A 13,524-nucleotide genomic window follows, 5' to 3' on the forward strand; every position below is an offset into this window, starting at 1 on the left:
TCACGGTTGCAGCCGCCTTGTTTGGCATTGAGTTGGCATAAGACTGCGCCGTCCGGGGATATATAAGAACGACAAAGAGGTCATGATGAGTAAAGAAATCAAAACTCAGGTCGTAGTACTGGGTGCTGGCCCTGCCGGTTATTCCGCTGCTTTCCGTGCCGCCGATCTGGGTCTGGATACCATTATCGTCGAGCGTTACTCCACCCTGGGTGGCGTCTGCCTGAACGTGGGTTGTATCCCGTCCAAGGCACTGCTGCACGTCGCCAAAGTCATTGAAGAAGCCAAGGCGCTGTCCGAACACGGCATCATCTTCGGTGCCCCGCAGACCGACATCGACAAGGTTCGCCTGTGGAAAGAGAAGGTCATCAACCAGCTGACCGGCGGTCTGGCTGGCATGGCCAAGATGCGTAAAGTTCAGGTGGTCAACGGTTTCGGCAAGTTTACCGGTCCGAACACCCTCGAAGTGGACGGTGCCGACGGCAAGACGACTGTGACCTTCGACAACGCCATCATAGCGGCCGGTTCCCGTCCGGTGAAACTGCCCTTCATCCCCCATGATGACCCGCGCGTATGGGATTCAACCGATGCGCTGGAACTGACTTCCGTACCAGGCAAGCTGCTGGTGATCGGTGGTGGCATCATAGGTCTGGAGATGGGTACCGTTTACTCTTCCCTGGGTTCCGAGATCGACGTGGTGGAATTTGCCGACCAGCTGGTACCGGCTGCCGACAAAGACATCGTCAAGATCTACACCAAGCGCGTTGCCAAGAAATTCAACATCATGCTGGAGACCAAGGTCACCGCAGTTGAAGCCCGTGCAGATGGCCTGTACGTCTCCTACGAAGGCAAGCACGCTCCCGCTGAGCCGGTACGTTACGACAACGTGCTGGTTGCCGTAGGCCGTGTGCCGAATGGCAAGCTGATGGATGCCGAGAAGGCCGGCGTTGCCGTGACCGAGCGCGGTTTCATCGAGGTGGACAAGCAGCTGCGTACCAACGTCGCTCACATCCACTCCATCGGTGACATCGTCGGTCAACCTATGCTGGCTCACAAAGGTGTTCACGAAGGTCACGTCGCGGCCGAAGTGATCGCCGGCAAGAAGCACTACTTCGACCCGAAAGTGATCCCGTCCATCGCCTATACCGAGCCAGAGATGGCCTGGGTTGGCCTGACCGAGAAGGAAGCCAAGCAACAGGGGCTGAACTTCGAAGTCGCCACCTTCCCGTGGGCTGCGTCCGGTCGCGCCATTGCCTCTGATTGCTCCGACGGCATGACCAAGCTGATCTTCGACAAGGAGAGCGGCCGCGTCATCGGGGGTGCCATCGTGGGTACCAACGGTGGTGAACTGCTGGGTGAAATCGGTCTGGCCATCGAAATGGGTGCCGACGCCGAAGACATCGCCCTGACCATCCATGCTCACCCGACTCTGCACGAGTCAGTGGGTCTGGCTGCAGAAGTGTTCGAAGGTTCCATCACCGACCTGCCGAACGCCAAGGCCAAAAAGAAGAAGTAATTTTCTTCTCGCAGCCCACATGAAAAAAGCCGCTCTCAGGAGCGGTTTTTTTGTTTTTGATGAATAAAGAGATTTGTTCGGGGCCGATTGCTATGCTGAGGGCTGTTACTTCACGCGATGGATCCTGCGATGCAAACACCGGCCACACCTGACAACGAACGCCTGCGCCTCGATGCGCTGCGCCGCATGGCCATTCTGGATACCTCTGCCGAAGAAAGATTCGAACGGATCACCCGCATGGCCCGCAACATGTTCGATGTGCCCATCTCGCTGGTGTCGCTGGTGGATGAGGATCGGCAGTGGTTCAAATCCTGCTGTGGTTTGCCTGTGCCGGAGACGCCGCGGGACATCTCCTTCTGTGGTCATGCCATTCTCGGCGATGACCTCTTCGTGGTGGAGGATGCGACCCGGGATCTGCGCTTCGCCGACAATCCGCTGGTATCCGGGGATCCCCACATACGTTTCTATGCGGGCAGCCCGTTGCAGATTGGGGAGGGGTACAAGTTGGGGACCCTGTGCATCATAGATCGCAAGCCGCGCCTGCTGGATGAGCGTCAGCGGGACTTGCTGACGGACCTGGCCGGCATGGTGGAGCGCGAACTGGCGGCGATCCAGCTGGCCACCATGGATGAGCTGACCGGTATCACCAACCGGCGCGGTTTCATGCTGCTGGCACACAAATGCCTGCAACTCGCCCATCGTCAGGGGAGAGCGGCGACCCTGCTGTTTCTCGACCTCAACCGGTTCAAGGAGATCAACGATCGGCTGGGGCACGACGTCGGTGACGATGCCCTGCGACAGATGGCGAGCCTCATGTGTGGCGTATTTCGTGATGCAGACATCTTTGCCCGACTGGGCGGGGACGAGTTTGCGGTATTGCTGCCGGGTACTGGGCCGGCAGAGGTGCCACGGGTGTTGGCACGGCTCGATGAGGCCCTGGCCGGGTTCAATCGGGAGAGCGGCAAACCCTATCGGCTGAGCTGCTCGGTCGGGGTGGGGCACTATGATGCGCTCTCGCCACCGGCGCTGGACCAGCTGCTGCAACAGGCGGACAAGCAGATGTACGATTGTAAAAAAGGGCGCTAGCAGCGCCCTTTTTTGGCCTGACCTGGGGGGCAGAAGGTTCCATTGCCCCCATTGCTGCCATCACTGACCCGGATCCGGGTATCGTCCACGCTGACATCGGCACCGTGCACCCGCACTGGCCCGCTGCTGCAGGCGCAGAGCAGACTCCCCAGCAACATAGTCACCACCAGTTTGCTCATGATACCTCCTGTTATTTCCCTGATTATGGGGCATTTCCAGGCAGGGGCGGAGGCGAGTTTGCGGGGGTGCGTCATGGCTTGCCGCTGATATGACGAGGAGCGCCGCGGCGCTCCTCGTGTGAGGGGAAGAAGGGGTTACAGCCGGAAATTGCCCACCAGCTTGTCGAGCTCGCCGGAGAGTTGTTGCAGGCTGCGGCTGGCGTCGGTCAATTGGTGGGCTATGTCGGCAGTTTCCATAGTGAGCTGGTTGATGTCCTCCACGTTGCGATTGAGCTCGCCGACCACGCTCGACTGCTCCTCGGTGGCGGTGGCCACCTGCACTGTGCGGTCACGCTGGGCGGTGCAGTTTTGCTGGGTCAGCTGCGCCTTGCTGGCCACTTCGTCGGCGGTGGCGGCGAGCTGGTGGGAGTTTCTGGCGACCTGCTCGATGGCGCTGTGGATCTTGCTGACGAAGTGGTTGAAGCTCTCCGTGATCTCCGCCAGCTCGTCGTTGCCAGTGAGCTTGGCGCGGGAGTCCAGCGCCAGATGCTCGGCGGCATAGCCGATGTACTGTTGCAGGAAGCCGACCCGACGCTTGAGGTTGATCAGGATGAGCACCGAGACCAGCAGCGAGATGAGGATGGCGCCGCTGATGATGGTGATCATCTGCATTCGTCCACTGGCATAGCTCTGCTCACCGCGCTGATGACGCTGCTGTGCTTGCTGGATCAGGCCATCGAGCAGGGTGTTGGCATCCTTGCGCATGGTGCCATAGGTGACCGTATAGCGATCCCGATAGATGCCTCTCGCCGCTTCCATGTCCCCTTTTTCCAGTGCCTGCAGCATGGGGTTCAGCTCGTTGCGCTCCATTCCTTCAAACTGGCTCAGCAATTTTTGCGCATCTGCTCTGGCCGCCGGATCCGTCTGGGCGGTTACCGCCTGCTGCATGGCCTGACGCATCTCGGGAATGTCCTCGTCACGGGCATCCTTGACCCGGCTGAGTACGCCCCGTTCATCCTTGAGGGAGGTATCTTGCAGCAGCATCATGTCGATCCCCACCCGCATGCGGGGGATGCGTGATACCACTTCCGCCATGGCGCGCATGGGGGTGGCCGTGTTCTGGTAGAGCTCGGTGGATTGCTGCTGGATGGAGCCCATGCTTCTCAGGCTGGCGCCACCCACGAGCAAGAGGGCAAGACAGGGCACTGTGACAGCCAGGATCAGCTGCAATTTGAGCGTCAGTTTACCTTCTAGCAAGGGAGTGCTCCTTCATGGCGGGCCATGATGTGGTCGATGAGGGTTGTTGCCAGTATAGATATGAATTGGCCGCCTCCCGGGCAAAGGCACGGGGAATGGGCCGCAAGCCGCATAAAAAAGGAGCGCCATGGCGCTCCTTTTTAGGTGTGACTCCCGACGCCGCTTACAGGCGGAAGTTGCCGACCAGCTTGTCCAGCTCGCCTGAGAGTTGTTGCAGGCTGCGGCTCGACTCGGTCAGTTGGTGGGCTATGTCGGCCGTCTCCATGGTGAGCTGGTTGATGTCTTCCACGTTGCGATTGATCTCGCCCACCACGCTGGATTGCTCCTCGGTAGCGGTGGCGACCTGGATGTTCATGTCACTGATCTGGGTGATGTGGGCCGTGATATGGCCAAGGGCGGCATTGGCTTCGTCAGCCTGGGCCACCACTTCCAGACTCTGGTTGCGACCCTGGGCCATGGCACTGACCGCGCGGGCGCTTTGCTCCTGCAGCCGGTTGATCATGCCCTGGATCTCGGCGGTGGAGGCGGCGGAGCGGCTCGCCAGATTGCGTACCTCGTCGGCTACCACGGCAAAGCCCCGGCCCTGTTCACCGGCCCGTGCCGCCTCGATGGCGGCGTTCAGTGCCAGCAGATTGGTCTGCTCCGAGATGCTGCGGATGGTGTCGAGTATGCTGCCGATGGAGTCGGTCTGGTTGGCCAGGGATTCAATAACACCGGCGACCTGCTCAATTTCGCTGGAGAGACCGACGATGCCGTGGCGGGCCTGGGCGACGACGACAGCACCCGCATCCGCCTGCTCGTTGGCCTGTCTGGCGACGTCTGCCGCCAGGGAGGCGTTGCCGGCGTCGCCCCCATCTCGTGAATGGCTGTCGCCACCTGGACGGTACGGTCGCGCTGGGCGGTACAGTTGTGCTGGGTCAGCTGCGCCTTGCTGGCCACCTCGTTGGCGGTAGCGGCGAGTTGGCGGGAGTTGCTGGCGACCTGCTCGATGGAGCCGTGGATCTTGGCCACGAAGTTGTTGAAGCCGGTGGCAACCTGGGTCAGCTCATCGTGGCCTTCTACTTTAAGGCGCTGGGTGAGATCGCCATCGCCACTGCCCAGTTCACGGAACAGACGGGCCAGCTCGTTGAGCGGGCGGCTGACGGAACCGGCCAGCAGCATGCCGAGCAAGCCCATGCCGGCGGCGATGGCCAGGCTCACCAGCACAATGTGCAGTCGTGCCTTGTCCAGCTCGGCATAGATCTCGGCTTCCGGCACCTGGGCCACCAGATACCAGTCGAGCATGGGGATGTAGCTGGTGGCCAGTATCACGGCCTGGCCATCGACCTCGGCCTGGGTGGCGGCGAACGCTTGCTTGGTCAGAAGGTTGGCTGTGGTGCCGCTGGCCAGTCGGGTCAGGTTGTCCCGATCGATGCGGGCGGCATCCGGGTGCAGCTTCACCTTGCCGCTGCCATCTGTCATGAACACGAAGCCGCTGTCACCGATCCGGAAGTTGGCGAGCATGCTGACCATGCTGTCGAGGGACTTGGCGAGCCCCGCCAGACCGCGGCCGTTGAGCTGCTGGAAGTTGACGAACAGCTTCACCTCGCCATTGGTCTCGCGAAAGATGCTGAGCATCAGGTCTTGCGGGCTCTTGGTATAGCCGTAGAACCAGGCGTCCTGCTCAGGGGTCAGGTTGCGCAGGAAGCCATCCTGGTTGTAGTAGGCCGCGCTCTGCCGATCGGCGAAGGAGGCGGTCACCAAATCATACTGGGCCGTCATGTCCTTGAGCTGATCGATGAGGATGGACTCCTGCTCCTTGGGCATGCCGCGGGCGACCCAGTCCAGCACGAAGCGGTCGTTGGCCAGCTGTCTGGCGGCATTGGCGACCGAAGTCAGATCCTTCTCGATCTCCTTGCCGATACGCTGGGTCAGGTTGGGCAGCTCCTGCTCGAACATGCGGGTTTCGATCAGTTGTTGCGCCGAGCGCTGGCTGAAGTAACCCACCAGCAGGCAGGAGAGCACCACGGCCAGGGTGACGGTGGCCAGAATTTTCTGTTTGAGTGTCAGGCGTGCAAGCATGGGAGTGACTCAGAAGTGTGGAGACGGGATTGAGCACATATTAACGGCAGTGTGGTGATGCCCTTGAGGGGCTAACCGGTTTTATTGATGGATTGCGTTTGCGCTCACAGGGGCGCGCTGGTGCAACTCCGGTTTATCAACAAACAGCGCCGCCATCGCGGCCCTATATTGCTGTCGTGGCTGTTGCGGTTAGATTTTCGCACTTTATAGTAAGCGTCACTGCTTACTTGGCTCGCACTGGATTCAATGGAAAATCATATGCGCATCTTTCGTCGGGGATGGACCCACCTGTTTCTGATTTTGCTGGCAGGCTTGCCACTCATGGCGGCGGCCCAGTCCGAACGGCCCAGGATTGCCCTGGTGCTGAGCGGTGGCGGTGCCAAGGGGTCGGCTCATATCGGCATCCTCAAGGTGCTGGAGGAGAAGCGCATTCCGGTGGATATCATAGTGGGTACCAGCATGGGCTCCTACGTGGCGGGCATGTACGCCATGGGGCTCAGCGCAGAGGAGGTGGAGCGCACCACCCTGGCCATCGACTGGAACAAGGGATATCAGGACAAGGTCGGTCGGGACGAGCTATCCCTGCGCAAGAAGCAGCAGAGCGAGAAGTATCAGCTGCGCACCGATATCGGTGTCAACGGTGACGCTGTCCAGTTTCCGGATGGATTCTTCCAGGGCCAGTCCATGGCCAGCCTGCTGCGCCACGCCACGTCCAACCTGCCGGCCCAGAAGAGCTTCGACGACCTGCCCATCCCCTATCGCGCCGTGGCAACCGACATGGAGACTGTGACGCCCTTCGTACTGGAGGGGGGCAGCCTTGCCAAGGCGATGCAGGCATCCATGTCCATTCCCGGCGCCCTCAAGCCAGTGGAGTGGGAGGGACATATCCTGGCCGACGGCGGTACTGTCAACAACATGCCGGTGGACGTGGCCAAGGGGATGGGAGCCGACGTTGTGATAGCCGTGGATATAGGTGCCAGGTTGCGCACCCGGGAATCCCTCAAGTCCGGCCTCGCCATGATAGATCAGCTCACCACCTACATGACCCAGGTCGGCACCGACAAGCAGAGGGCGCTGCTGGGGCCGCAAGATATTCTGCTGACCCCTGAATTTGGCAACATGGGCATCGCCGACTTTTCCCTGATGCCGGAGGGGATCAAGCAAGGGGAGGCGGTTGCCAACCGCGCCGCTACCCAGCTCGATGCGCTCTCCCTCTCGCCCAGGGAGTACGCCGTCTATCGCAACCAGAAGCTGAGCCGCCGTGCCGAGCGCAGCGGTCAGCCCGCCTACTACATCGACAAGGTGGAGATCCTCAACAAGTCACGCCTTTCCGACGAGACGGTGCGCGCCATGTTGAAGGTGAAACCCGACAAGATACAGACCAACGAAAGCCTGGAGGCGGGCATTCGCCGCCTCTACGCTCTGGAGTCGTTTGACCGCATCACCTATGAGGTGGAAGAGCGCGACGGAGAGAACGTGCTGGTTGTGGATGCCAGCGAGAAAAACTGGGGGCCGGGCTACCTCAACTTCCAGTTTGGCTTCTCCGACGACTTCGAGAGCAGCTCCAACTACAACGTCGGCATGTCCTACACACTCACCAACTTGAATGAGTGGGGCGCCGAGTGGCTGACTGAGGCCTCCCTGGGCACCGCCAAGCACCTCAAGACCGACTTCTATTCGCCGCTGGAGCCTTCCCAGACCTTCTACGGCGAGGCGAGCTTTGCGTATGACAAGACCCTGCGAAGCCTTTTCAACCCGGATCCGGAAGATCAGTCTTTTAACTATCTCGATACTGAGTACTCCTTCTTCAGTACCGATCTGGCTCTGGGCTGGAATCTGCAGCCCTGGAGTCGCCTCTCGCTGGGGGTGGACGGCAAGATGGGCAGTATCGATGTCAGGAACTTGAATGGGGTGAATTCGGATGCCATCTCCTGGGGGCCTTATGTCCGTTTCGAGCACGATACCCTCGACAGCCGCTACTTCCCCTATGAAGGGGTTTTCTGGGACATCAAGGGGGGCTATTCCCATGTCCGGCTGGATTATCACAATGATAATGAAGAAAACGAGCGAAATGAGGGGGTCAATTATCACCTCTCTATGATCAAGCCCTGGTCCTGGGACAGACACAGCCTGAACCTGATACTGGAAGGGGGTGGCTCCACCTCCCAGGAAGAGGTGCCACTGTTGGTGCAGGATCTGGGCGGGCTGTTCCGCCTGTCCGGCTTCCAGCACTACCAGCTCAGCGGTCGCTACAGTCTGTTTGGCGGGCTGCGCTACATCTATCGGGTGGTTGACAACGACTTTGGTGCGCTGCGGGCGCCGCTCTATCTTGGGGGCTCCCTCGAACAAGGAGGGGTGTGGGACAAGGGGGAAGACATCAGTATAGAGAGTTCCTTCACCGGAGGATCCGTCTACGTGGGGATAGAGAGCTTCCTCGGCCCCATCTTCCTCGGTTATGGCATAGCGGAGGGGGGCAACAACATGTTCTATCTGCAATTGGGCACCACATTCGAATAACGGCCAAATGATGCCTTTTTGTTAACTTATTTCTTGCCAGGCTTTTATGTGGCGACAAAATGTGAGCAAGTTTAATTGGTTAGCTTGGATTGTTGAATATCTGTACAGGGTTTGGATTTTAATTACTCGTTAAAACTTATATAGTGAGGGGCACCCTACGGGTGTCCCGCAAGGACGATCGCCGCGAGCCTGGGCGAACCCCAAAAAAAGACCAAAGAGGAATTAGTCGTGCTTGAAACATACCGTAAACACGTCGCAGAACGTGCCGCCGAGGGCGTGGTTGCCAAACCTCTGGATGCAGAGCAGGTCGCCGCCCTGGTTGAACTGATCAAGAACCCGCCCGCTGGCGAAGAAGACTTTCTGAAAGAGCTGTTATCCTCCCGAATTCCACCAGGTGTTGATGAAGCGGCTTATGTCAAAGCCGGATTCCTCACCGCCATCGCCAAGGGCGAAGCCCACTCTCCCATCCTGACCGCCGCACAAGCCGTTGAGCTGCTGGGCACCATGCAGGGTGGTTACAACATTCAGCCGCTGATCGACCTGCTGGACCATGCCACCCTGGCCCCTCTTGCTGCCAAGGGTCTGTCTCACACCCTGTTGATGTTTGACTCCTTCCACGACGTGGAAGAGAAGGCCAAGGCGGGCAATGCTCACGCCAAGCAGGTGATGCAATCCTGGGCCGATGCCGAGTGGTTCCTCTCTCGTCCCGAGCTGGCCGAGAAGATCACTGTGACCGTGTTCAAGGTGACCGGTGAAACCAACACCGATGACTTGTCCCCTGCGCCGGACGCCTGGTCCCGTCCCGATATTCCGCTCCATGCCCTGGCCATGCTGAAAAATGCCCGCCCCGGCATCACTCCGGACAATGACGGCACCGTCGGCCCCATCAAGACCATAGATGCCCTGAAAGAGAAGGGTTTCCCGCTGGCGTATGTTGGCGACGTGGTCGGTACCGGCTCTTCCCGTAAATCTGCCACCAACTCTGTGCTCTGGTTCATGGGTGACGACATTCCGTTCGTGCCGAACAAGCGCGCCGGCGGTGTCTGCCTCGGCGGCAAGATTGCACCCATCTTCTTCAACACCATGGAAGATGCGGGCGCCCTGCCCATCGAAGTGGATGTCTCCAAGCTGGAGATGGGCGATGTCATCGACATCTACCCCTTTGGCGGCAAGATCTGCAAGCACGGCACCGATCAGGTGCTGGCCCAGTTTGAACTGAAAACCGACGTGCTGATCGACGAAGTGCGCGCCGGTGGCCGTATTCCGCTGATCATAGGTCGCGGCCTGACCGACAAGGCTCGCGAGGCGCTGGGTCTGCCGTTCTCCACCGTATTCCGTCGTCCTGTGCCTGTGGCCGATACCGGCAAGGGTTACACCCTGGCCCAGAAAATGGTGGGCAAGGCGTGTGGCGTGCAGGGCATTCGTCCGGGCACCTACTGCGAGCCCAGAATGACCACGGTCGGCTCCCAGGACACCACGGGCCCCATGACCCGCGATGAGCTTAAGGATCTGGCTTGCCTCGGCTTCTCCGCCGATCTGACCATGCAGTCCTTCTGCCACACAGCCGCCTATCCCAAGCCCATCGACGTGCAGACTCACCACACTCTGCCGGACTTCATCATGAATCGCGGTGGTGTGAGCTTGCGTCCGGGTGATGGCGTCATCCACTCCTGGCTGAACCGCATGTTGCTGCCGGATACCGTAGGTACCGGTGGTGACTCCCACACCCGTTTCCCCATCGGCATCTCCTTCCCGGCGGGCTCCGGTCTGGTGGCCTTTGCCGCCGCGACCGGCGTGATGCCGCTGGACATGCCGGAATCCGTGCTGGTGCGCTTCAAGGGCGAGTTGCAACCGGGCATCACCTTGCGTGACCTGGTTCATGCCATCCCTTATGCCGCCATCCAGAAAGGGCTGCTGACCGTCGAGAAAGCGGGCAAGAAGAACATCTTCTCCGGCCGTATCCTCGAGATCGAAGGTTTGCCGACCCTGAAGGTGGAGCAGGCGTTCGAGCTGGCTGACGCCAGTGCCGAGCGTTCCGCGGCCGGTTGCACCATCAAGCTGGATCAGGCGCCGATCACCGAGTACCTCAAGTCCAACATCGTCATGCTGAAATGGATGTTGTCCGAAGGCTACGGCGACCCGCGCACCATCACCCGCCGTATCCGGGGGATGGAGGAGTGGCTGGCCAAGCCTGTCCTGCTGGAAGCGGACAAGGATGCCGAGTATGCCGAAATCATCGAGATCGATCTGGCCACCATCAAGGAGCCCATCCTGTGTGCGCCGAACGATCCGGACGATGCCCGTTTGCTGAGCGACGTGGCTGGCAGCAAGATCGACGAAGTCTTCATCGGTTCCTGCATGACCAACATCGGCCACTTCCGTGCCGCCGGTAAATTGCTCGAGAAGTATCAGGGCGAACTGCCGACCCGCATGTGGATTGCACCGCCCACCAAGATGGACAAGGATCAGCTGACCGAAGAGGGCTACTACGGCATTTTCGGTCGCGTCGGTGCTCGCATCGAGATCCCGGGTTGTTCCCTGTGCATGGGCAACCAGGCGCGCGTGGCGGAAGGGGCTTCTGTGGTCTCTACCTCCACCCGCAACTTCCCGAACCGTCTGGGCAAGGGTGCCAACGTCTACCTGGCCTCTGCCGAGCTGGCTGCCGTTGCCGCCATCCTTGGCAAGATCCCGACCGTTGCCGAGTATCTGCAGTACGCCAAGACCCTGGATGCCACTGCGGCCGATACCTATCGCTACCTCAACTTCAACGAGATCGCCTCCTACACCAAGAAGGCCGATGCGGTGATCCTGCAACAAGCGGTATAAGATTCCGGCATTCGCCGTCATCTGATGCAAAAGAGCCCCGGCAGTGTCGGGGCTCTTTTTATTGGGTAACAGGGCTGCATACGATGCATACAGACACAAATATTTATTCAGGATAAGTGGTTCGGATGGCAAGCTGAGGTAAGCTGCATCCCTCCTTTTGTCCTGCATTGCCAGAGAGCAGAGAGGGAGATCCCCGCGGCAGTCACTGCGGGAAAACAGGGGGAAAGCCCGGTCAGCGCAAACTGGTGGGGCTTGTCGTCATAACCACATTGCCGTTTGCCTGATGCTCACCTGATCCGGGCTGGCGGGCCGTTTCTTTGGATGAATCGGTTATGCATTTTTTTTATATCGATCTCTCCCGCCGCTGGCTTCGGCTCTGCTGCGCCCTCATGGTGTTCATCCTGCCGCTGCTGGTGGGAGGATGGGCAACGCACAAAAGCTATATGGAGGAGCTGGAGTCCGGTTCCGCGGCCGCCGCCCACAAGGCGATGACGCTCATGGAAAACATGCTTGATCACGCCGAGCGAGCCAATCGTCAGGTGCTGCCGCTGGTGGGTGCGCCTTGTGACGAGATCAATTTCCAGCTGCGTGAGCAGGTCGCACTGGTGCCTTTTGTTCGCTCGGTCAACCTGGTCAAGGAGGGGATGCTGTACTGCACCTCCCTGTTTGGCTCTGTGCGTGAGGTCGATGATGCCAGCCCCTATATAGCGCGCAAGTTGCTGCTGATGCGTGGCAATCAGGTGCGGGCCAATCATCCCTTGCTGATAGTGCGCAGTGAGCAGGGAAGAAATGCAGCCTTGAGCGCTATCGATGGGGAATACCTGAGCGTCATGCTGACCCTGAGCCATCACGCCGGCAATCTCTTTATGCGGGTGGGCAGCACCTGGTTTGATGAAGCAGGCCACTATCTGGACAAGGCCCCCGACCTGCATGCTCTGGCCAGAACCGAGCTGACTTCACCACATTACCCCTTCTCCATTCATGCCGGTTACGTGACCCTGGCTTACTGGCATTCGCTGTGGGATCACAAATCTCTGATCCTCTCTCTGCTGTGCGGTCTCTCGTTAGCCTTTGCACTGCTGGTATGGTGGCTGCTGGGCCGCCCGGGTTCCCCGGTCGGCGAGTTGCGCAGAGCGCTGCGGGCCAAGGAGTTTGAACCCTATCTGCAACCTCTGGTTACCACGAGTGACACCAGGTTGATGGGGGTGGAAGTGCTGATGCGCTGGCAGCATCCCAATTCAGGTCTTATCCGTCCCGACCTCTTTATTCCCCAGGCGGAGGAGTCCGGGCTGATAGTGCCCATGACGACCCTGATCATGAAGAAGGTGGCCCAGGTGTTGAGCCGGGAGCAGGCACGCCTGCCCGATGGCTTTCACATCAGTTTCAATATCAGCGCGGCCCACTGTCGCGACCTGGCTTTGCTGCAGGAGTGTCGCACTTTTCTGGCGCAGTTTGCCCCCGGCAAGATAGTGCTGGTGCTGGTGCTGGAGCTGACCGAACGTGAGCTGCTGGTAGTGGATCCGAATACCCTCTCCCTGTTCCGGCAACTGGATCAGATGGGGGTCAAGCTGGCCATCGATGACTTCGGAACGGGTCACTCCAGCCTCTTCTATCTACAGCAGTTCCACGTGGATTATCTGAAGATTGACCAATCCTTTATCGGGCGTATCGGTACAGAATCACTCTCCGAGCACATAGTGGCGAATGTCATCGACCTGGGCGCCAGACTGGGCTTGTTACTGATAGCGGAAGGGGTCGAGAGCGAATTGCAGGCCGCCTATCTGAGAGCCAAGGGAGTCGACTACATGCAAGGCTACCTGTTTGGTCGCCCCATGCCGCTCCAGCACTTCTGTGACGATTTGCCACAGGGAGATGCCTTGGCCGGCAGCTTGCCCGAGCTGGCGGATCCTCATCTGGGCTGAGCGGCTCATGCGGTTGTAATCCCTATTCTTTAGAACAACAGAGTATCGGATTCATGTTGCCCAAGCAGGGAATGGGCGCTTTGAGTGACGATACCAGAAGGGCGGAACAGGTTTTTTCCCCACGAGCAGACTCGCGCAGCGGTATTGCTCAAAAAAGACCCTCCTTTGAATCAAAGGGGGGTCT

General features: G+C 59.6%; 7 protein-coding genes and 1 pseudogene. 5 read left to right on the forward strand and 3 right to left on the reverse strand.

Going from position 1 to position 13,524, the window contains the following annotated elements; translation table 11 throughout:
- The first annotated feature begins 85 nt into the window (after window positions 1-85).
- Window positions 86-1,513: a dihydrolipoyl dehydrogenase gene (gene lpdA, locus AXW79_RS20305; RefSeq protein ID WP_005314147.1), complete on the forward strand. Its 1,428-nt coding sequence runs from the start codon at window positions 86-88 to the stop codon at window positions 1,511-1,513.
- A gap of 129 nt (window positions 1,514-1,642) precedes the next feature.
- Window positions 1,643-2,599: a GGDEF domain-containing protein gene (locus AXW79_RS20310; protein ID WP_005314146.1), complete on the forward strand. Its 957-nt coding sequence runs from the start codon at window positions 1,643-1,645 to the stop codon at window positions 2,597-2,599.
- Here AXW79_RS20310 and AXW79_RS20315 read toward each other — a convergent pair.
- The 3 genes and pseudogenes from AXW79_RS20315 to AXW79_RS20325 form a co-directional block, all read right to left on the reverse strand.
- Entirely contained in the window at window positions 2,596-2,778 is a 183-nt protein-coding gene (locus AXW79_RS20315) for a hypothetical protein (protein ID WP_005314145.1), read from the reverse strand. The two genes, AXW79_RS20310 and AXW79_RS20315, sit on opposite strands and share 4 nt — an antisense overlap.
- Window positions 2,779-2,913: 135 nt before the next feature.
- Window positions 2,914-4,014 (reverse strand): MCP four helix bundle domain-containing protein, encoded by a 1,101-nt coding sequence (locus AXW79_RS20320; protein ID WP_005314143.1) that lies wholly within the window; start codon window positions 4,012-4,014, stop codon window positions 2,914-2,916.
- A gap of 163 nt (window positions 4,015-4,177) precedes the next feature.
- A pseudogene (locus tag AXW79_RS20325) lies at window positions 4,178-6,075 on the reverse strand (methyl-accepting chemotaxis protein).
- Window positions 6,076-6,333: 258 nt separating this feature from the next.
- Here AXW79_RS20325 and AXW79_RS20330 point away from each other — a divergent pair.
- From AXW79_RS20330 to AXW79_RS20340, 3 genes are all read left to right on the forward strand, one after another.
- Window positions 6,334-8,592 (forward strand): patatin-like phospholipase family protein, encoded by a 2,259-nt coding sequence (locus AXW79_RS20330; RefSeq protein ID WP_005314141.1) that lies wholly within the window; start codon window positions 6,334-6,336, stop codon window positions 8,590-8,592.
- A 228-nt stretch (window positions 8,593-8,820) separates the two neighbouring features.
- A complete protein-coding gene (gene acnB, locus AXW79_RS20335) occupies window positions 8,821-11,418 on the forward strand; it encodes a bifunctional aconitate hydratase 2/2-methylisocitrate dehydratase (RefSeq protein WP_005314139.1) in 2,598 nt (865 codons plus the stop codon).
- A gap of 332 nt (window positions 11,419-11,750) precedes the next feature.
- The gene (locus tag AXW79_RS20340; RefSeq protein ID WP_043151506.1) at window positions 11,751-13,340 is read left to right on the forward strand and encodes an EAL domain-containing protein; all 1,590 of its coding nucleotides are present in this window, start codon (window positions 11,751-11,753) and stop codon (window positions 13,338-13,340) included.
- The last annotated feature ends 184 nt before the right edge of the window (window positions 13,341-13,524 follow it).

Source organism: Aeromonas salmonicida subsp. salmonicida, assembly GCF_001643305.1.
GTDB classification, from domain to species: domain Bacteria; phylum Pseudomonadota; class Gammaproteobacteria; order Enterobacterales; family Aeromonadaceae; genus Aeromonas; species Aeromonas salmonicida.

What these genes read in the sequence shown, in the direction of transcription:
- lpdA (WP_005314147.1), top strand. Translation starts at nt 86, where the DNA reads ATGAGTAAAGAAATCAAAACTCAGGTCGTAGTACTGGGTGCTGGCCCT.
- AXW79_RS20315 (WP_005314145.1), bottom strand. Translation starts at nt 2,778, where the DNA reads ATGAGCAAACTGGTGGTGACTATGTTGCTGGGGAGTCTGCTCTGCGCC.
- AXW79_RS20330 (WP_005314141.1), top strand. Translation starts at nt 6,334, where the DNA reads ATGCGCATCTTTCGTCGGGGATGGACCCACCTGTTTCTGATTTTGCTG.
- AXW79_RS20310 (WP_005314146.1), top strand. Translation starts at nt 1,643, where the DNA reads ATGCAAACACCGGCCACACCTGACAACGAACGCCTGCGCCTCGATGCG.
- AXW79_RS20340 (WP_043151506.1), top strand. Translation starts at nt 11,751, where the DNA reads ATGCATTTTTTTTATATCGATCTCTCCCGCCGCTGGCTTCGGCTCTGC.